The organism is Kitasatospora sp. DSM 101779 (assembly GCF_025655475.1).
In the GTDB taxonomy this organism is placed as follows: Bacteria; Actinomycetota; Actinomycetes; order Streptomycetales; family Streptomycetaceae; genus Kitasatospora.
The window spans coordinates 4,941,320-4,961,280 of record NZ_JAHTIK010000001.1 but is presented as its reverse complement, the minus strand read 5'-3'; the positions used below and the strand labels follow the sequence as shown (position 1 = coordinate 4,961,280).

The 19,961-nt window shown below is 73.8% G+C and carries 13 protein-coding genes and 2 pseudogenes; 3 read left to right on the top strand and 12 right to left on the bottom strand.

Translation table 11 applies throughout. From position 1 onward, the window contains the following. A partial coding sequence (locus KSNIM_RS22690; RefSeq protein ID WP_263104999.1) for a M23 family metallopeptidase occupies window positions 1-504 on the top strand: 504 nt, incomplete at its 5' end. A gap of 48 nt (window positions 505-552) precedes the next feature. On the opposite strand, the gene pcrA is transcribed toward KSNIM_RS22690, so the two are convergent. The 6 genes from pcrA to KSNIM_RS22660 form a co-directional block, all read right to left on the bottom strand. Next, the gene (gene pcrA, locus KSNIM_RS22685) at window positions 553-3,129 is read right to left on the bottom strand and encodes a DNA helicase PcrA (RefSeq protein ID WP_263104998.1); all 2,577 of its coding nucleotides are present in this window, start codon (window positions 3,127-3,129) and stop codon (window positions 553-555) included. A 76-nt stretch (window positions 3,130-3,205) separates the two neighbouring features. Further along, window positions 3,206-4,384, bottom strand: a complete 1,179-nt coding sequence (locus KSNIM_RS22680) for a glycosyltransferase family 39 protein (protein ID WP_263104997.1) — start codon at window positions 4,382-4,384, stop codon at window positions 3,206-3,208. 171 nt (window positions 4,385-4,555) lie between these two features. Then, window positions 4,556-6,091, bottom strand: a complete 1,536-nt coding sequence (locus KSNIM_RS22675; protein WP_263104996.1) for a glycosyltransferase family 39 protein — start codon at window positions 6,089-6,091, stop codon at window positions 4,556-4,558. 36 nt (window positions 6,092-6,127) lie between these two features. After that, window positions 6,128-7,357, bottom strand: a complete 1,230-nt coding sequence (locus KSNIM_RS22670; RefSeq protein WP_263104995.1) for a glycosyltransferase family 87 protein — start codon at window positions 7,355-7,357, stop codon at window positions 6,128-6,130. Between the two features lie 487 nt (window positions 7,358-7,844). Next, window positions 7,845-8,531, bottom strand: a complete 687-nt coding sequence (locus KSNIM_RS22665; RefSeq protein ID WP_263104994.1) for a LuxR C-terminal-related transcriptional regulator — start codon at window positions 8,529-8,531, stop codon at window positions 7,845-7,847. Then, the gene (locus tag KSNIM_RS22660) at window positions 8,524-9,972 is read right to left on the bottom strand and encodes an ATP-binding protein (RefSeq protein WP_263104993.1); all 1,449 of its coding nucleotides are present in this window, start codon (window positions 9,970-9,972) and stop codon (window positions 8,524-8,526) included. Before KSNIM_RS22660 ends, KSNIM_RS22665 begins: the two co-directional genes overlap by 8 nt. Window positions 9,973-10,104: 132 nt before the next feature. Between KSNIM_RS22660 and KSNIM_RS22655 the strand changes: the two genes are divergently transcribed. Both KSNIM_RS22655 and KSNIM_RS22650 read left to right on the top strand, forming a co-directional pair. Further along, window positions 10,105-11,631: a PspC domain-containing protein gene (locus KSNIM_RS22655; RefSeq protein WP_263104992.1), complete on the top strand. Its 1,527-nt coding sequence runs from the start codon at window positions 10,105-10,107 to the stop codon at window positions 11,629-11,631. Next, window positions 11,628-11,852, top strand: a complete 225-nt coding sequence (locus KSNIM_RS22650) for a hypothetical protein (protein ID WP_263104991.1) — start codon at window positions 11,628-11,630, stop codon at window positions 11,850-11,852. The genes KSNIM_RS22655 and KSNIM_RS22650 overlap by 4 nt, the downstream gene beginning before the upstream one ends. A gap of 30 nt (window positions 11,853-11,882) precedes the next feature. Here KSNIM_RS22650 and KSNIM_RS39445 read toward each other — a convergent pair whose 3' ends face one another. The 6 genes and pseudogenes from KSNIM_RS39445 to KSNIM_RS22620 all read right to left on the bottom strand — a co-directional run. Continuing rightward, window positions 11,883-12,182, bottom strand: coding sequence for a Rieske (2Fe-2S) protein (locus KSNIM_RS39445; RefSeq protein ID WP_263108064.1), 300 nt, complete (start codon window positions 12,180-12,182; stop codon window positions 11,883-11,885). A 243-nt stretch (window positions 12,183-12,425) separates the two neighbouring features. Then, window positions 12,426-12,926 (bottom strand): annotated as a pseudogene (locus KSNIM_RS39440) (DoxX family protein); the annotation flags it as partial. Between the two features lie 171 nt (window positions 12,927-13,097). Beyond that, the gene (guaA, locus tag KSNIM_RS22635) at window positions 13,098-14,693 is read right to left on the bottom strand and encodes a glutamine-hydrolyzing GMP synthase (protein ID WP_263104990.1); all 1,596 of its coding nucleotides are present in this window, start codon (window positions 14,691-14,693) and stop codon (window positions 13,098-13,100) included. A gap of 989 nt (window positions 14,694-15,682) precedes the next feature. After that, window positions 15,683-17,467: a GMC oxidoreductase gene (locus KSNIM_RS22630; protein ID WP_263104989.1), complete on the bottom strand. Its 1,785-nt coding sequence runs from the start codon at window positions 17,465-17,467 to the stop codon at window positions 15,683-15,685. 63 nt (window positions 17,468-17,530) lie between these two features. After that, the gene (locus KSNIM_RS22625) at window positions 17,531-19,165 is read right to left on the bottom strand and encodes a succinic semialdehyde dehydrogenase (protein ID WP_263104988.1); all 1,635 of its coding nucleotides are present in this window, start codon (window positions 19,163-19,165) and stop codon (window positions 17,531-17,533) included. Between the two features lie 87 nt (window positions 19,166-19,252). Next, window positions 19,253-19,961, bottom strand: a pseudogene (locus KSNIM_RS22620) (hypothetical protein); the annotation flags it as partial.

Genomic DNA, 19,961 nt, shown 5'->3' with positions numbered 1-19,961 from the left:
GCCGACCGCGCGCTGGCCCGTGCGGCGCTCGCCGCCCGCGGCCGGACGCGGCCGGGCGGACCGGAGGGCCCGTCCGCCGCGCCGCGCCCGGGGTACGTGCTGCCGGTCGAACGGGTGGGCCTCGGCGCGGGCTTCGGCCAGGCCGGCCCGCACTCGGCGGCCCGGCACACCGGCATCGACTTCCCGGTGCCGGCCGGCACGCCCGTCCGCGCGGCGACCGACGGCGCGGTGACCGCCGGCTGGAGCGCCGCCTACGGGTACCTGGCGGTCGTCACCGGCGCGGACGGCACCGAGACCTGGTACGGGCACCTGCGCGGGTACCGGCTGCGCGGCGGGCCCGTCCGGGCCGGCGAGGTGATCGGGTGGGCAGGGTCGACCGGGAACGCCACCGGGCCGCACCTCCACTTCGAGGTGCGGCCCGGTGGCGGGGCCCCGGTCGACCCGGTGCCGTGGCTGCTCGCCCACGGGATCGACCCGCGGCGTCAGGTCGGCGCCGACGGGTGACCACCCTGAGCCGTCACCCCGTGCGCCCTTGAGGAGGCGCCTCGTCGCTCAGAGCTTCTCGACCGGCGCGTAGCGCAGCAGCAGCTGCTTGCGGCCGGTGCTGCCGAAGTCGATGGTCGCCTGCGCCTTGTCGCCGACGCCCTGGGTGGCGACGACGGTGCCGAGGCCGAAGGAGTCGTGGCTGACCCGGTCGCCGACGGCCAGCGCGACCACCTCGCGCTCGGTCACCTTCCGCGCGGACTTCGCCCAGCCCGGCTGCGGCGCCGCCGTGGAGCGCGCCGATCCGCCGGAGGAGCCGTACGAGCGGGAGGACCCGGAGGAGGAGGGCGAGAAGCCGCGGGCCGCGGGCACGGCGGCCGCTCCGGTGCGCTTCCAGTCGACGAGGGTGTCCGGAATCTCCTCCAGGAAGCGGGAGGCCGGGTTGTACGCGGGCTGGCCCCAGGCGCTGCGGAGCACCGAGCGGGTCAGGTAGAGCCGCTGCCGGGCCCGGGTCAGACCGACGTAGGCCAGCCGGCGCTCCTCCTCCAGCTCCTTGACCTGGTTGAGGGCCCGCATGTGCGGGAAGATCCCGTCCTCCATGCCGGTGAGGAAGACCACCGGGAACTCCAGGCCCTTGGCGGTGTGCAGGGTCATCATCGTGATGACGCCCTGCCCCTCCTCGTCGTCCGGGATCTGGTCCGAGTCGGCGACGAGTGCGACGCGCTCCAGGAAGTCGGCGAGCGAGCCGACCGGCGGGGCGCCCTCGGCGTCCTCGCCCTCCGGGCGCTCGCCCGGGTCCTGCTCGTACTCCAGGGCGACGGAGGCGAGCTCCTGGAGGTTCTCGATCCGGGTCTCGTCCTGCGGGTCGGTGGAGGCCTGCAGCTCGGCGAGGTAGCCGGACTCCTCCAGCACCGCCTCCAGCACGGCGGCGGGGCCGGCGCCGGACTCCACGACCTGGCGCAGGCCGGCCATCATCACGTTGAACTTCTTCACCGCGTTGGCCGAGCGCGCGGCCATGCCGTACGCCTCGTCGACCCGCTGCAGCGCCTGGGCGAAGCTGATCCGCTCGCGGGCGGCGAGGGCGTCGATCATCGCCTCGGCCCGTTCGCCGATGCCGCGCTTGGGCACGTTGAGGATCCGGCGCAGCGGGACGGTGTCCTCCGGGTTGGAGAGGACGCGCAGGTAGGCCAGGATGTCCCGGACCTCCTTGCGCTCGTAGAACCGGACGCCGCCGACGACCTTGTACGGCAGGCCGACCCGGATGAAGACCTCTTCGAAGACGCGGGACTGCGCGTTGGTGCGGTAGAAGATCGCGACGTCGCCGGGGCGGGCCTCGTCCTTGTCGGTGAGCCGGTCGATCTCGTCGGCGATGAACTGGGCCTCGCCGTGCTCGTCGTCGGCGACGTAGCCGACCACCCGCTCGCCCTGGTCGCCGGCCGTCCACAGGTTCTTCTTGCGCCGGTTGGTGTTGCGCTCGATGACCGCGTTGGCGGCGCTGAGGATGGTCTGCGTGGAGCGGTAGTTCTGCTCCAGCAGGATCGTCGTGGCGTTCGGGTAGTCCTCCTCGAACTGGAGGATGTTGCGGATCGTCGCGCCGCGGAAGGCGTAGATCGACTGGTCGGCGTCACCGACCACGCAGAGCTCGGCCGGCGAGATCTGGGCGAGCCGGGCCGCGGTCGGGTTGACGAACTCGCCGTCCGCGGTGAGCTTCGGCGCGTCGGAGAGGGCGCCGCCGGAGAGCTCGCGCACCAGCGTGTACTGGGCGTGGTTGGTGTCCTGGTACTCGTCGACCAGGATGTGCCGGAAGCGCCGGCGGTAGTGCTCGGCCACGTCGGGGAAGGCCTGCAGCAGGTTGACCGTGGTCATGATGATGTCGTCGAAGTCCAGCGCGTTGGCCTCGCGCAGACGCCGCTGGTAGAGGGTGTACGCCTCGGCCAGCTTCTTCTCCATCGGGTTGGCGGCCCGGTCGGCGTAGGTCTCCTCGTCGATCAGCTCGTTCTTGAGGTTGCTGACCTTGGCGGTGAAGGACTTCGGCGGGAACTGCTTCGGGTCGAGGTCGAGGTCCCGGCAGACCAGGGACATCAGGCGCTGCGAGTCGGCCGAGTCGTAGATCGAGAACGACGAGGTGAAGCCGAGCAGCTTCGACTCGCGGCGCAGGATGCGCACGCAGGCGCTGTGGAAGGTGGACACCCACATCGCCCGGGCGCGCGGGCCGACCAGCTGCTCGACGCGCTCGCGCATCTCGCCGGCGGCCTTGTTGGTGAACGTGATCGCCAGGATCTCGCCGGGCTGCGCACCGCGGGCGGCCAGCAGGTACGCGATCCGGTGGGTGAGCACCCGGGTCTTGCCGGAGCCGGCGCCGGCGACGATCAGCAGCGGGGAGCCGTGGTGCAGGACGGCCTCGCGCTGCGGGTCGTTCATGCCTTCGAGCAGCTGCTCGGGGTCGATCACCGGGCGGGCGTGGCCGTTGCGGTAGTACCCGTCGCGCTCGTCCTGGGCGGCGAGGTCGTTCTCGAACAGGCCGTCCGGAATGGCCTCCTCGTACGGCGGCTCCTCGTCCAGCGGCGGCTCGTCGTGGGCGGGGCTCGACCCGAGCGAGGGGCTCTCGAAGCCGGGGAGCGGGAGGTCGTCAAAGAGGCTAGTCATGGCATTCCGAGTGTATGACCCCCCGCCGACACTCCGGCCCGGGTCGGTGGAACCGCCACCCCGGGCCGGGCCGTCGCTACGGCGCGTCCGGGTAGACGAAGACCACGTAGCCGCCGTACGCCGCCGACAGCAGGGCCGCGGAGCTCAGCAGCAGCACCAGTGAGCTGCGGCTGCGCACCCGCACCAGGCCGTTGGCGACCGGCAGCAGCAGCCCGAAGGCGGGCAGCAGGAAGCGGGCGCGCGAGTTGAAGTACGCGGCGTCGCCGAGCGCGAGGACGAGCATCGCGGCGCTGAACAGAACGAGCACCAGCGGCTGCCGCTGGAGCACCGAGACGACGAGCAGCACGACCGAGCCGGCGAGCACGGCGGCCACCACGACCTGGGTCAGCCAGACCTGGTCGGCCTGGGTGAGCAGGTCGCGCAGCGAGTGGTAGGTGCTGCGCCCGAAGTCGAAGTGGGACTGCCAGGCGTCCTGGACGCGGAAGTAGCCGTCCCACCGGCCCTTCACCACGCCGACCCAGGCGAGGAAGCCGAGGAAGCCGAGCGGCGCGATCACCATGCCGAGCGCGGTGTGCCAGTCTCCGCGCCGGCGGACGAGCTCCCACAGTGCTGCGGCGGACACCGCGGCGGCCAGGGCGATGCCGGTCGGCCGGGTCAGTCCGGCGGTCATGCACAGGACGCCGGCCCACACCCAGCGCCGGGTGAGGGCGGCATAGCAGGTCCAGGCGGCGAACGCGGTGAACAACTGCTCCGAGTAGGCCGCGCTCTCCACCACCGCGTACGGGGTGACGCCCCACAGCACGGCCGCGATCACGCCGACCCGGTGGCCGTAGAGGTGCGATCCGACCGCGTAGATGCCCCAGGCCGCGACCAGTGCGGCGACCCAGGCCACCAGCAGGGCGGCCTGGTTGGGCCGCAGCGGCAGCACGGTGTCGAACACCTTGATCATCGCGGGGTAGGCGGGGAAGAAGGCGTACGGCTGGTAGGGGCCGTACGGGCCCGGCACCGGCGTCGTGCCGGCGTAGCCGTGCACCGCGATCGCCTGGTACCAGGGCGCGTCCCAGAAGGTGGACAGCCGGCCGATCCCGGACTTGCCGCGCTGGGCGCCCCAGAGTGCGACGACGGCGACGCCGACGGCGCGGACCAGTGCGTAGCCGAGCAGGGCAGGCGCCGCGGACCTCAGGGCGCCGGCGAGCCGGCCGGCCCGCTCCACCGCGCGACGGTCGTCGCGCCGGACGGCAGGTTCAGTGACCACATGGATTCCCACGGCGCGGTCGGCCCGGCCGCCCGGTGCGGAAGGTCGGACCGGGGCCGCAGCCGAGGAGGATCGGTGCGAGACGCACGATAAGCCCCGCGCCGGTGCCCGCGCCAACTCGCCCCGGACCCTCGGGAGTGTCCGGGGCGGCGGGCGCGGGCACTGCGCGGCTCAGCCGGTGGAGCGCACCAGGAGTCCGACGGTGAGGCCGCGCACGTGCCGGACCTCGAAGACCCGGTAGGACGCGCGCAGCGCGGCGGCCTCGGCCTCGGGGAACCGGACGAGCGGGTCCTCGGCGCCGCCCATCGTCACCACCCAGATGCGCGGCGCGTCGTGCAGGCAGGCGGCCGGCTCGGAGCAGGGCTCGGCGAAGATGTCGGCCCGTTCCACCGCGGTGCGGTTGATCAGCACACTGCCGGGGTCCACGCTGTCCGGCAGGTAGTACCTGACCTCCTCGTCGAGCATCATCCACTTGTCGTCGCCGCGCGTCGGGGCGAAGGCGTCGCCCGGGCGGTAGCCGGCGGCGATCAGTGCGGCGGCCCGGCGGCCGTCCGTGGTCTCGTGGGCGTCGGACGTCCGGAGCTTCAGCTGGTCGGGGACGCCGATGGCGATGACCACGGCCAGGCCGATCGCACCGATCGCCTTCGGCCGGAGCGAGTTCAGACCGGCCGCGGCGAGGATGCACCACGCGGGGACGGTGTAGAGCTGGTAGCGGTCGAAGAAGTACACGCTCGGGCCGTGCGAGACGACCCAGGTAACGACGATCGGCAGACCCGCGAGGAGGAAGACCTCGAAGGCCCGGCGGCGCAGGCGCGGCCATCCGGCAGGGATGGCGACCAGGACGAGGATGCAGCCGCTCACCAGGGCGGAGCCGAAGAGGTTGTGCCAGTAGTCGACGAAGGTCTGCAGCCACGGCGTCTTGAGCCAGGAGATCTGGCGTCCGACCTGGCGCTGGCCGAGGAAGACGAGCGGCACCACCGGGACGAGCGCGACGAGGGCCGACAGCGGGAAGCCCACGAGGAGTCGGCGGTCGCGGGTGCGCCGCCACTCCCAGAAGGCGAACAGGGCGTGCGGGCAGAGCACGACGAGCGACACCATGTGGAACAGTCCGGCGACCGCGACGGCGGCGGTGTACAGCGCCCACCGGCCGGCGGTGGGGCGTTCCAGCGCGCGCAGCAGCAGCCAGGTGGCGGCGGACACCGCGAGCACCACGAAGGCGTACGCCCGTGCCTCCTGGGCGTAGCGGGAGATCGAGGGGACCGCCGCGAACAGCAGGCCGGCGATCATCGCGGTGCGGGTGTCGAACAGCCGGCGGGCGGTGAGGGTGACGAAGACGGCGCTGCCGGCCATCGCCAGCGCCGAGGGCAGCCGCAGCATGGTGGCGGAGTCGCCGACGACGGCGATCCAGTAGTGCATGAGCAGGTAGTAGGTGCCGGAGACGGCGTCGACGTGCTGCAGCATGTCGAACAGCTGTCCGGTGGTCCTGGTGGCCGCACTCCACGTGGCGAGTTCGTCGCGCCACAGTTCGGGGCGCCCGCTACCGCGCAGCCCGAGGGCCAGGGTCAGCAGTGGCGCCCACAGCCAGAACACGTCCGCCGCGGCGCGGCGCAGGCGTCCGACCAGTCGGACGGGCGCGCCGCCGCGCGCGGACGCGGCGGACTCCCCGCCGTCCGGCGGTGAGGCGGAGACGGTGTCGGTCGTTGGCATGAGTTTCCCCCCAGGTGTTGCGGCCGCCGTCAAGGCTCAGCCCCTGACCGGCGCGGGCCGCGGCACTCGGTCGAGCGGCTCTCCCAGCCGGTCGGCGAGTTGCTCGTCGTGGGCGACCGGACGGGCCGGTCGCAGCGTCCGGACCCCCAGCAGCACGGCGATCGTCACGTGGGTGGCCGCCACCTTGAACGCCCACTTCTGCACGGCATCGTAATCCGCGACTTGGAACGCGGCGATGTGCGGAACCAGCGCGAGCAGGAACCACGGCGAGCGGACGGCGGACTCGGGCGAGGCGATGCTGGCCGCGAGCGGCACCAGGACGACGAGCATGTAGTGGTCGAACGCGGGCTTGCTGAAGAGGAAGGCGACCAGCATCAGCATGGCCGCGACCTCGACGAGGCGCACCCCTTCGTCGCCGCCGCGCGCCCAGCGCCGCCAGGCGAGGACGAGGGTCGAGAGGGCGAGGGCGGCCGCGACGGCGATCGCCGCGGCGTGCGGCACCCCGAGCCGGGGCAGCACGGTGGTCAGCGAGCCGTCGTACGGGGCGGCGAACTGGTCCTGTCCGTGCATCAGGAACGGCAGGGTCTTGGTGAAGAACAGGCTCGGCTGCGGCATCACGGCCGCCGCGCCGGCCGAGGCGACGGCCGGGACGAGGGCGGCGGCGGCGAAGGCCAGCGGTCTGCGGGCAAAGAGGAAGAGCAGGCCGACCGGGACGAGCATCGGCTTGACGGCGATCGCGAGGCCGATCACCACGCCCGCCCAGACCCAGCGCGAACGGCGGGCCAGCAGGAGGGCACCGGGCAGGGCGGCGACGGAGACCGCCGTCCAGTTGCCGAGCTGCGTGAGGTTGCGCAGCGGCTCGAAGAAGGCGAGGCCGAACAGGCCGAGGACGCTCAGCCGGCTGAACGGTGACGCGTTGAATATTCGCAGCGCGAGGAACCAGCCGAGCACGACGAGTCCGAGCGTCAGGCAGGGCACCACCAGCTTCAGCGTGTGGGTGCTGACGAGGGCCTGCGGCACGGCGGCCAGGACGGCGCTCGGGAAGTAGAGGAACCGCTTGTCGGCGTACGGCGAACCGCCGTGGAGAAACGTTCTCGCGGCCTTCACGACGATGGCGTCGTCCATCGTGTTGATGCCGCTGTGGTACGCCTGACGGGCCGTGATGACGAGCATCACGGCCGTGGCGAGCAGCGCCGGCACCGAGGCACGGGTCAGCAGCCAGGCCCCCGCATCCGCGGCAGTCCGGACCTTGCCGGGGATCCTCACAGTTCAACTCCGGTGATGGCGCGTGGTGGGGGGAACGGGGCGTGGACCTGCGCCGGGCCGGCCAGCCCGAGGTGCTGCTCGGTCGAGCCGTTCGGAGCCGCCCCCGGCCGCGGGCGCCGGTGCGGGGCGCACCGACTGCGGCCTCGGCGGTGCGTGCGTCCGGAACCGGCGACGGTACAGCCGGCTCCCGGTCCGCGGCAGTGCCGGTCCGGCTGGTCACAGTAGCAAGACATCCGTACGCCTACGGTTGCCGGGGGCGGCTCCGGGCACGCGCTCGCGGAGTGCACCGCACGGCCGTTGCGGGCCCGGGGCGGCAGGGCCCCGCGGCCACCTGCCCGTCTCCGCGGGCGGGGGCGCCCCGCCGGGGCGGCATGACCTCCGTCACACCGTCGCGGCGCGCGGTTCGGCGCGAAGGGCCCCACCGGCCACCCCGCGCCGGATCGTGCGGCCCCGGAGCCGTGCTCCGGGGCCGCCGTGCCGGCCCGTCTCAGACCAGTCGGCGGGCCGTCGCCCAGCGGGTCAGCTCGTGCCGGTTGCTCAGCTGGAGCTTGCGCAGCACCGCGGAGACGTGGCTCTCCACCGTCTTCACCGAGATGAACAGCTGCTTGGCGATCTCCTTGTAGGCGTAGCCGCGGGCGATCAGCCGCAGCACCTCGCGCTCGCGCTGGGTGAGCCGGTCGAGGTCCTCGTCGACCGGCGGGGTGTCGGTGGCCGCGAAGGCGTCCAGCACGAAGCCGGCGAGCCGCGGGGAGAACACCGCGTCGCCGTCGGAGATCCGGAAGACGGCGTTCACCAGGTCGGTGCCGGTGATCGTCTTGGTGACGTAGCCGCGGGCGCCGCCGCGGATGACGCCGATGACGTCCTCGGCCGCGTCCGAGACGGAGAGCGCCAGGAAGCGCACCCCGCCCTGCTCGCCCATCAGCGGCGCCGAGCGGCGCAGCACCTCGACCCCGCCGCCGCCGGGCAGGTGGACGTCGAGCAGTACGACGTCCGGCCGGGTCTCGGCGACCACCCGCACCGCGGACTCGACGTCGTCGGCCTCGCCGACCACGTCGATCCCGGTCGTCTCGGTGCGGCCGATCTCGGCCCGCACCCCGGTGCGGAACATCCGGTGGTCGTCCACCAGGACGACCCGCGCGACGCGCTCCGGCGCGCTTCCCCCTGCGTCAGTCATCTGCCCTCTCCATCTCCAGCTCGACCTCGGTGCCGCCGCCCGCCGCCGGCCGCACCCGCGCGGTGCCGCCGTTGCGCCGCATCCGGCCGACGATCGACTCCCGCACGCCCATCCGGTCCTCGGGCACGGCGTCGGGGTCGAAGCCGGGGCCGTGGTCGCGCACGAACACCGACACCGTCCTCCCCTCGACCTCTGCGTACACCTGGACCGGTCCCCCGCCACCGTACTTGGCCGCGTTGACCATCGCCTCCCTCGCGGCCTGCATCTGCGCCGAGATCCGTTCGTCCATCGGGCAGTCGCCGACGCAGACCAGCTCGACCGCGACGCCGTGCCGGTCCTCGACCTCGGCGACGACGGCCCGGATGTGCTCGGCGAGGGTGTCCGGCGCGGACTCGGCGACGGCCTCCGGACGGTAGAGCCACAGGCGCAGCTCGCGCTCCTGGGCGCGGGCGAGGCGCAGTACCTCCTTGGGGTCCTCGGCGCGGCGCTGGATCAGGGTGAGGGTGTGCAGCACGGAGTCGTGCACGTGGGCGGCGATCTCGGCGCGCTCCTGGGCGCGGATGCGGGCGGTGCGCTCGGCGCCGAGGTCCTGCCACATCCGCAGCGCGTACGGGCCGACCAGCACGAGCATGCCGGCGAGCACCGCGAGCGAGGCCTCGACGATCGAGGCCAGGGTGGAGCCGCTGCCCTGCAGGACGAGGAAGCCGACGATGCCGGCCACCACCAGCAGCACGCCGGCGGCGACCCGGACGAACGCGCTGCGCCGCTTCGACCCCTCCTCCAGGCCGAACCAGCGCTGCCAGCGGGAGTCGTCGGCCTGCCGCCAGACCAGGGCGACGCCGACGCCGATGGTGAGCAGCGGCCAGACGTACGGCTTGGCGGTCTGGATGTGCAGCGCGTTGAGCAGCGCGATCACGCCGACGACCAGCATCAGCAGGGCGATCAGCTGGCCGAGGCCGCCGCTGCGGCCGGCTCCGGCGGGCGCGGGGGCCGTGCCGGGGGCGGCGGCGGGTGCGTCGGCGGGCAGCCCGTTGAAGGTGCGCTGGAGCAGGTCGCGCAGCCGGCCGAGGCCGCGCCGGCCGCCCTTGACCGGGCCGCCGGAGGGGCGGGTGCCGGCGCCGACGCGGACGAAGGCGCCGTCGACGTAGGCCCACTGCGTGGGTGCGCCGGGGGCGGGCTCGCCGATGCCGATCGGCACCACGAACCAGAAGGCGGCGTACAGCAGCGCGCCGATGCCCTGGGCGAAGAAGAGGAGCACGAAGGCGCCGCGGACCCAGCTGACCGGCAGCCCGAGGTGGACGGCCAGGCCGTGCGCGACGCCGCCGAGCATCCGCCCGTGCGGGCTGCGGTAGAGCCGGCGGTACGGCTGTTCCACCGGGCCGCCGGGGGCGGTCGGGGCGTCGGGTTCGGGCTGTTGGGTCTCGCTGCCGGGTGCTGCCACGCCACAGACGGTCTCATGTCAAGCGGTGCCGGTGCATCAGGGTCGGTCCCGGAAGTCCCTCAGGGACAGATCAGGGTCCGTCCGGGGCCGCAGGCGGTTGGGCGCGGGCCGGCCAGCCCCCAGGATGGTGGCATGACCGACGAGCAGAGCACGGCCGGGCGGGCCGGCGACACCGCCGACGCACCGCCCGAGGACGTCCCGCAGGGCGCGCAGCGCCCGCCGCTGGCCCGCAGCGGGCAGCACCGGGTGGTGGCCGGCGTGTGCGGCGGGCTCGGCCGCCACCTGGACATCGACCCGGTGGTGTTCCGGGTCGTCGTCGCGGTGCTGTGCCTGTCGGGGGGCCTCGGCCTGTTCCTGTACGGGCTGGCGTGGCTGATCGTGCCGCGCGAGCCGGTCGACGGCCGTCCCGGCCGCACCGAGCTGCAGCGGGTGCTGACCGGCCGGGTGGACGGGCAGTCCATCGGCGCGGTGCTGCTGACGGTGATCGGCACCGGGGTGTTCTTCTCGTCCATGGGCGACGGCGGGCAGCTCTTTCCGCTGCTGCTGCTCGGCGGCCTGGTGTTCCTTGCGGTCCGGTACGACCCGGAGCGCCGCCGCCGGGCGCGTGGCAAGGCGTCGCCGGCGGGGGCGGACGGCCCGTACGACCGGCTGGAGGAGCCGGTCGAGCAGCTGGACTGGAAGACCTGGCAGCACCGGTTCCACGAGGACTTCCAGACCGAGTGGCGGGCCCGCAAGGCGGAGATGCACGAGCGGCTGCGGGCGGCCCGCGAGGAGTTCGCGGCGCAGCACGCCCGCGACCGCGCGGCGGGCCGGGTGCCGCAGGACACGCCGCCGGCCGGGCCGAGCGGCTACCTGTGGGACCCGCGGCACCCGGAGCGCAATCCGTACGGTTCGCAGACCCCGCCGCCGGGGGTGCCGGCGCAGGCGTGGTGGAAGCGGACGGACCTGCCGGAGGGCGATCCGCTGCGCAAGTCCGGGCCCTCGGGTCCGTCGGGTGCCGCGGAGCCGCCGGAGGTCCCGGTGCCGCGGCCGACCGGGGTGGTCCGGCACGGCGGCTCGGGTCTCGGCGGGGTCGGGGTGCTGGTGGCGCTCGGCGCGGGGGCGCTGGCCTGGTGGCTGACCGACCGGCAGGGGCAGCCGGTGCACATCGCGACGGTGCTGGCGGCGGCACTGCTGGCGATCGGCCTGGTGATGCTGGTCGGCGCCCGGTACGGGCGGGCCCGCGGGCTGGCCGTCCCGGCGCTGCTGCTGACGCTGGTGCTGGCGGCGGCGGGCGGGTCGAACGCGGCGCTGCACGCCGGGGTGGGCGACCGCCTGTGGGCGCCCGCGACGGCGGCGGGCCTGCAGGAGCACTACGACCTGGGGGCGGGCGACGCGACCCTGGACCTGACCGGGCTGGACCCGGCGGGCGCCTCGCTGACGAGTTCGGTGCGGCTCGGCGCGGGTGATCTGAAGGTGCTGCTGCCGAAGGACGTGGACGTCGAGCTGACCGTGCACAACCTGGCCGGCGACATCCGGCTGCCGAACGGGGAACACCTCTCCGGCACCAACAACAACCACACGTACACGCTGCACCCGCCGGCCGGGACGGCCCCCCGCGGGACGCTCGACCTCACGCTGACGGTGGGGCTCGGAGACATCAAGGTGGTCCAGTCATGAGGAAGCACCGGCTCGACCTGTTCTCGCTGATCTCGGGGGTGCTGTTCACCGTGGTCGCCGCGGTGTACCTGGTGGCGTCGCTGAACGACCGCACGGTCAACGGACGGATCGTCATCCCGCTGACACTGATCGGGCTCGGGACGGCGGGGCTGGCCGGGGCGGTGGCCGCGGTGGCCCGGCGCGGGCGGGGCGGCGAGCTGCCGCCGCCCGAGGAGCGCTGACGGCGCTCCTCGGGCGGCGGCGGCCGGCCCTCAGCTCTGCCGGCCGCCGAGTTCCAGGTCGCCGCCGTTCCTAGTGACGGTGTACTTCGGCAGCGGCTTGGTGGCCGGGCCGTTGACCACGGCGCCGGTCTTCGCGTCGAAGCGGGAGCCGTGGCAGGGGCAGTACATCCTTCCGTCGCGCGGCGCGTCGACGGTGCAGCCGGAGTGGGTGCAGATCGCGGAGAAGCCGCAGTACTGGCCGGCGGTGGGCTGCACGATGTAGATCGCGTCGCCGGTGGCCGGGTCCTTGACCTGGGCGGACCCGCCGACCGGGACGCTGGCGGCGGCCACGGTCACCTTGTCGCCGGTCGCGGGCGCGGGGTTGGTGGACCCGGGCGTCGGGTCGCCCTGGGTGCCCGCCGGGCCGGTCGTGCCCGGGGTGCCCGGAGTGGCGACGGCCTTGCGGTCGCGGCCGAAGGTGGCGGTGAGCGAGCCGCCGAGCAGCCCGGCACCGCCGAGCGCCACTGCGGCGATGCCGCCGTCGAGCAGGGACCGTCTGCGGACGGCGCCCTCGGGCAGGCCGCGCAGCCGGTCGCGTTCGGCGCGGCGGGCGAGGTAGCCGTCGACCGAGAGGTACGGCGTGCCGGCCAGCACCAGCGGCGTCCAGGCCATCAGGTAGGCGAGGTCGTTGCCGAGGTAGTACGGCGAGACGTTCCAGCTGACCGTGAGGAAGAGGGTCAGGTTGATCATGGCGCCGCCGGCCGCGGCGAGCCGGCCCCAGAGCCCGAAGAGCGTGCCGAGGCCGACGGCGAGCTCGCCGAAGGCGATCAGCAGCGCGAAGAAGGTCGGCGCGTGCAGGGCCGGTCCGAGGGCCCAGCCGATCGGGCTGCCCTCCTTGGCCGCCTGGGTCTGCGAGACGAAGGAGGCGGCGTCGCCGGCCCCGGCCAGGTAGTGCGAGTCTGAGAGCTTGTCGAAGGCCGCGTAGACGAAGGTGACGCCGAGGAAGAGCCGCAGCGGCAGGGTCGCGTACTGGGTGGCGGTGCGCTTCCACGCCTCGCGCCGGGAGGGGGTGTGTCCGTCGTGCGCCCCGGTCATGCCGTCGCCCTTCCCTCACGGCCTGTCAACTGCTGACAGGTCCGGTCCGATTCTGCCCGTTGCTTTGCGTGTTCTGTTGCAGGTCTGGCAGCGCACACGGCCGCGCCGCCACTCCCTGGTACGGAAGCGGCGGCGCGGTTGTTCAATCGGCCGTGCGATCGGCCGGCGGGATCACTCCCACTCGATGGTGCCCGGCGGCTTGCTGGTGACGTCCAGCACCACGCGGTTCACGTCGCGGACCTCGTTGGTGATCCGGGTGGAGATCTTCGCCAGCACGTCGTAGGGCAGGCGCGACCAGTCTGCCGTCATCGCGTCCTCGGACGAGACCGGGCGCAGCACGATCGGGTGGCCGTAGGTGCGGCCGTCGCCCTGGACGCCGACCGAGCGGACGTCGGCGAGCAGCACCACCGGGCACTGCCAGATCTGGTTGTCCAGGCCGGCCGCGGTGAGCTCCTCGCGGGCGATGGCGTCGGCCTCGCGGAGCAGGTCCAGACGCTCCTCGGTGACCTCGCCGACGATCCGGATGCCGAGGCCCGGGCCGGGGAAGGGCTGGCGCTGGACGATCTCCTCGGGCAGGCCGAGCTCCTGGCCGACCATCCGGACCTCGTCCTTGAACAGCTTGCGCAGCGGCTCGACCAGCTGGAACTGGAGGTCCTCCGGCAGGCCGCCGACGTTGTGGTGCGACTTGATGTTGGCGGTGCCGGTGCCGCCGCCGGACTCCACGACGTCCGGGTACAGGGTGCCCTGGACGAGGAACTCCACCGACTCGCCGTGCTCGCCGGCCTCGGCGACGATCTCGGCCTGCGCCTGCTCGAAGACGCGGATGAACTCCCGGCCGATGATCTTGCGCTTCTGCTCCGGGTCGCTGACGCCGGCCAGCGCGGTCAGGAAGCGCTCCTTGGCGTCCACGACCTTCAGCTGCACGCCGGTGGCGGCCACGAAGTCCTTCTCGACCTGCTCGGTCTCGCCCTTGCGCATCAGGCCGTGGTCGACGTAGACACAGGTCAGCCGGTCGCCGATGGCCTTGTTGACCAGGGCGGCGGCGACCGCGGAGTCCACACCGCCGGACAGGCCGCAGATGGCGCGCTTGTCGCCGACCTGCTCGCGGATCAGCGCGACCTGCTCGTCGACCACGTTGTGGGTCGTCCAGGTCGGCGCGATGCCGGCGCCGCGGTAGAGGAAGTGCTCCAGGATCTGCTGGCCGTGGTCCGAGTGCAGCACCTCGGGGTGGTACTGGACGCCGTACAGCTTGAGGTCGTCGTTCTCGAAGGCGGCGACCGGGACCACGTCGGTGGAGGCGGTCACGGTGAAGCCCTCCGGCGCGGCGGAGCAGGCGTCGCCGTGCGACATCCACACCGAGTGCTGCGCCGGGACGCCCTCGAAGAGGGTGGAGCCGGTGCGGCTGACGGCCAGCGGGGTGCGCCCGTACTCGCGGGCGCCGGTGTTGTCGACGGTGCCGCCGAGCGTGATCGCCATCAGCTGGAAGCCGTAGCACATGCCGAAGACCGGCACGCCGGCCTCGAAGATCGCGCGGTCGAGCCGGGGCGCGCCCTCCTCGTAGACCGAGGACGGCCCGCCGGAGAGGATGATCGCCTTCGGGTTCTTGGCGAGCATCTCGGCGACCGGCATGGTGCTCGGCACGATCTCGCTGTAGACCCGGGCCTCACGCACCCGACGGGCGATGAGCTGGGCGTACTGGGCACCGAAGTCGACGACCAGGACGGTGTCGTTCTCGGTTGCGGACTGGTCCGGGGAAGCAGAGGACACGGACGGCCTTCCGGCGGGTGTGGGGAGTGTCTGGAGCCGAGTCTACCGGGGCGGGTCGAACGCTCGGACCGCCCGGCCGCACCGGGCACCGGGCGCGGGCCGCCGGCGGACCGTTCACCCGCTTGCCGAGCCGCCGGGCCGTGACCGCCGGCGGCGGCGGATCGTTGCACCGCTTGACCGTGACGACCGCGCCGGGCCCACCAGGTGCGGGCGGTCCGGACGGTCGGCAGGACCACGCGTGGATCCGAATCCGGTCCACTCCCGCGCGTGGCGGGCGGATGCCCGCCGTGGGACCGTGCGGGGGTGCGGCGACCGGGCAGCAGGGGACAGCGACCCCGGCCGCGACCGGACGGACCGACGGGGCGGGGAGGCCGGCGCCGGCCTCCCCGCCCCCCGGCCGCACCGCACGCCCGGGCCCGCGCCCACGGGCCCGTACCACTCCTCGGCCGCCCCCGTCCCACCCTTCGGCCGCCCTGCGCACTCCCCCGTGCGCCCCTGCTTGCAACTACTACGCTGGGTAGTCGACACCGACGGCCGCGCCCCCGGCCGACCGGGCCCGCACCGCCCCCGCCGAGCCGTGAACGGAGGGATCACCACCGGGAAACGGACTGTGCCGAACTGCGCCGAATCGGTTGCACAGTAAGGCCAACGTCCATCACGATGCTGGTTGTGGGGGTTGGCCGACCGTCCGGCGAGGGCGGCGCGGACCGGCTGCGCGGAGCGTCCGCGGGCCGGTGCCGACAACGGTTATCACCTCACGCTCCGTGAGGGCCGACCCAGGCCCGTGCACGCGACGGGGCCCGTACACCCCCGGGCGACCCGCCGCCCCCGAACCGTTCCGAACGACGGCGCACTTCCCCCGGTGCCGTCACCCCAGCACCCGGCGCTGCCCTGACGCCGCGTGCTGAACGACAAAGGGCCCCGTTCCCCCGCGGGGCCCTTTGCCCTGCCCGCCGCCGGCCCGGGCACCGCCCGGAGCCGCGACGGGCTCAGTCCTGCGGCTTGCGGGCGGGCACCGCCGGGACGGGCAGCAGCGGCAGCCGCAGCGCACCGAACGCCCCGGCGGGCACCGCCGGCTGCTTCGGCCCGACCGCGGCGACCCGCCGGTAGCCCTCGCCCTGCGCGGGGCGCGGGTCCGCCTCGCCCTTGTTCGGCCACAGCGACATCGCCCGCTCGGCCTGCGCGGTGATCGTCAGCGAGGGGTTCACGCCGAGGTTCGCGGAGACGGCCGCGCCGTCCACCACGTGGATGCCCGGGTGCCCGTACAGCCGGTGGTACGGGTCGATGACGCCGTGCTCGGCGTCCTCGCCGATCGGGCAGCCGCCGAGGAAGTGCGCGGTCATCGGCATCCGCATCAGCTCGCCCACGTTGGTGCCGGCGAATCCGTTGATCTCGTCGGCGAGGATCCGCGCCGCCTCCTCGCCCTCGGGGATGTGCTCCGGGTTGGGCGCACCGTGGCCCTGCTTCGCGGTGAGCAGGCCCCGGCCGATCCCCTTCGGCTTGCGGAAGGTGGTCAGCGAGTTGTCCAGCGACTGCATGACCAGGCCGATGATCGTCCGCTCCGACCAGCGGTACTTGGAGAGGTTCCGGGCCGACAGCACCGGGTGCCGCACGGTGGTGGCCAGGTACGAGAGCAGGTTGGAGCGGCGGTGCGGGAACTGCAGGATCGTCATCAGGCCCATCGCGTTCGAGCCCTTGCCGTAGCGGACCGGCTCGATGTGGGTGTTCCCGTTCGGATGGATCGAGGACGTGATGGCCACGCCCCGGCTGAAGTCGGCCCTGGGCGCACCGGTCTTGCGCCGGTAGCGGCGGTTGTCGGTGAGCGCGCCGACCAGCGACTCCGAGTTGGTGCGGGTGAGGAAGCCCAGCTTGGCGGAGATCCTCGGCAGCGCGCCCGCGTCGCGCATGGTGTGCAGCAGCGTCTGGGTGCCGTAGGTACCGGCCGCGACGACCACCTGGCGGGCCCTCAGCACCGTGCGCGGACCCTTGCGGCGCCGGTCGGTGGGCACCGTGGTGACGGCGTAGCCGCCGTCGGCCTCCTCGGCGAGGCCGACCACGGTGGTCAGCGGCCGCACCTCGGCGCCGGCCTGCTCGGCCAGGTAGAGGTAGTTCTCGATCAGCATGTTCTTGGCGCCGTGCCGGCAGCCGGTCATGCACTCGCCGCACTCGGTGCAGGCTCGGCGGGCGGGGCCCGCGCCGCCGAAGTACGGGTCCGGGACCTCGGTGCCGGGAGCGCCCTTCGCCGTGCCGTCCGCGTCCTTGCCGTCGCCGAAGAACACCCCGACCGGGGCCAGGTGGAAGGTGTCGCCGACGCCCATCCGCTCGGCGGTGGCCTTCAGGTGGGTGTCGGCGGCGGTCACCGTCGGGTTGAGCCGCACGCCGAGCATCCGCCGCGCCTGGTCGTAGTACGGGGCGAGCTCCTCCTGCCAGTCGGTGATGCCACCCCACTGGCGGTCCTCGAAGAAGGCCTTCGGCGGCACGTACAGGGTGTTGGCGTAGTTGAGCGAGCCGCCGCCGACACCCGCTCCGGCCAGCACCAGTACGTTGCTCAGCAGGTGGATGCGCTGAATGCCGTAGAGGCCCAGGGCGGGTGCCCACAGGTAGTTGCGCAGGTCCCAGGAGTTCTTCGGCAGACTGTCGGCCGACCAGCGGCGGCCGGCCTCCAGGACGGCGACCCGGTAGCCCTTCTCGGTGAGGCGCAGGGCGGCGACCGAGCCGCCGAAGCCCGAGCCGATCACCACCACGTCGTAGTCGAATCCGCCGTTGTCCGCCATGGTGCCGCTGCTCCTTCGAGGGTGGGGGTGGTCCGCGGGGCGGCCCGGGTGCGGGGCCGGGCCCTACCGGAAGCCGAGGGCCTTCATCGCCCGGAGCCCGGTGGTCAGCAGCGCGGCGAAGCGCTCGTCGTCCAGCCCGTGCGAGGGGCCGATCGGCAGCAGCCGCTGGGTGGAGACGGTCTGCGCCTCGGTGAAGCGCAGGATGCCCTCGGCGCCGTGCCGCCGGCCGAGGCCGGAGTCGCCCATGCCGCCCATCGGGGAGGCCACCGAGCCGTAGGCGGCGGCGTAGGCCTCGTTGACGTTGACGGTGCCGGTGTGCAGTCGGGCGGCGACGGCGCGGCCGCGCCGGGCATCCTTCGTCCACACGCTGGAGTTCAGGCCGTAGGGGGTCGAGTTGGCGATCTCGACGGCCTCGTCCTCGGTGTCGAAGCGGTAGACGGAGACGACCGGGCCGAAGGTCTCCTCGGTGCAGACCGCCATGCCGGGGGTCACGCCGTCGAGGACGGTGGGCTCGTGGAAGAGCGGGCCGAGGTCGGGACGGGGGCGGCCGCCGGCCAGCACGGTGGCACCGGCCTTGACGGCCTCCTCGACGTGCCGGGTGACGGTCTCCAGCTGCCGCTCGGAGACCAGCGAGCCCATGTCGGCGCCGTACGCGAGGCCGCCGCCGAGGCGCAGCGCCTTCGTCCGCGCCGTGAAGCGGGCGAGGAACTCGTCGGCGACCGAGCGGTGCACCAGCAGCCGCTCGATGGAGATGCACAGCTGGCCCGCGGAGGAGAAGCAGGCCCGCACGGCGCCCTCGGCGGCCCGGTCCAGGTCCGCGTCGGCGAGGACGAGCAGGGCGTTCTTGCCGCCGAGTTCCAGGGAGGCGCCGACCAGCCGGCCGGCGGCCTGCTGGGCGACCTGCCGGCCGGTGCGGGTGGAGCCGGTGAAGGAGACGTAGTCGGCGTGCTCGACCACGGCCGGGCCGACCACCGGGCCGTCGCCGACCACGATCTGCCAGACGTCGGCCGGCAGGCCGGCCTCGACGAGCAGCTCGCGGGCCCACAGGGCGGTGAGCGCGGTCTGTGTGTCCGGCTTGTTGACCACGGCGTTGCCGGCCGCGAAGGCGGGCAGCGCGTCGCTGACGGACAGTTCCAGGGGGTAGTTCCACGGCGAGATCTGGCCGATCACGCCCTTCGGGCGGCGGCCCTCCAGGGTGTGGGTGAGCACCGGCAGGGCGCCGCCGCGGCGGCGGTCGCGCAGGTAGGAGGCGGCCTTGCGGCCGTAGTGCCGGGCGGCGGAGGCGGCGGCCAGCACCTCTTCGAAGGCGTGCAGCCGGGTCTTGCCGGTCTCGGCCTGGATCAGGTCGAGCACCTCGTCCTGCCGGGCCAGCAGCAGGTCGTGGAAGCGCAGCAGGACGGCGGCGCGGCGGCGGACGGGCAGCGCGGCCCAGTCCCGCTGGGCGCGGCGGGCGCGGCGGTAGGCCTCCTCGACGTCGGCCGGGGAGGACTGCGGCAGGTCGGCCAGCGGCTCGCCGGTGAGCGGGGCGGCGGTGGTGACCCGTTCGGCGCCCTCGCCGGCGGTGATGCCGCGGGCGAGCCGTGCGACCAGGGCCGGCGTGACGGCCGAGGCGACCGTGCGGGCGCCGCCGGGGGCCGCGGGGTTGCGTCCGGCCTCGTCGGTCGACCGGGCCTGTGCGTCTGCCGTGGTGTCCGTCATGCAGCGCAGCCTAGGCCTTCACGGCCCGGATGTGTACCCGCCGGTAACACCCATTTTCCGTGAACGCGCGGACACGCCCGGTGAGGGTCAGCCCTCCACGGAGAAGTTGTTCAGCACGATCGTGAAGCGGCGCAGCGCGTCCTGCCAGTCCTTATCCGGGGAGGCCACCAGCACGTCGTAGGAGGTGCCGTCCTCGGTGCGGAACTCCACCTCCTTGAGGTGGCGCCGGCCGGTGCCGTCCAGCGACTGGTAGCTGAACTCCCAGACCGCCGCCTCCTGGCCGTTCACCTTGATCCCGGTGAGGCTCTCGCGGCGGTAGGCCGGGCGGTTCTTGGTGATGCTCTCCTCCATCTGCTGGAAGTGCTGGAGAGGGGTCAGCGGCTGACCGACCGTCACGGCGAACTGCAGGTAGTGCACCTTGTTGTCGGGGCTGTAGTAGATCTCGTTGTTGTCGGTGGTGCGCACCCACGCCTTGCCGCCGGCGGGCACCGGCATGGGGAAGCGGAAGCCCGCCGGGTCCTGCTTCCAGCCGTAGCCGCTGGGCGCGGGGCCGGGGGTGTCGGACGGGCGGGTGGTCGGCACGGTGATCGCCGGCGAGCCGGTGGCCGCGCTGTCGGGGTCCTCGTCCTCGCCGGAGTGCGTCCGCAGCACGTACGCGGTGGCGGCCGCGGCGACCAGCAGCAGGGCCAGGCCGGCCAGCAGCAGCGGGCGCAGCCGGCGCCGGCCGGCGGGACGGGCCGGCGGGACGGGCACCGTGGTGGCGGCGGCGGGGGCGGCCGGCGCCGGCTGCGCCGTC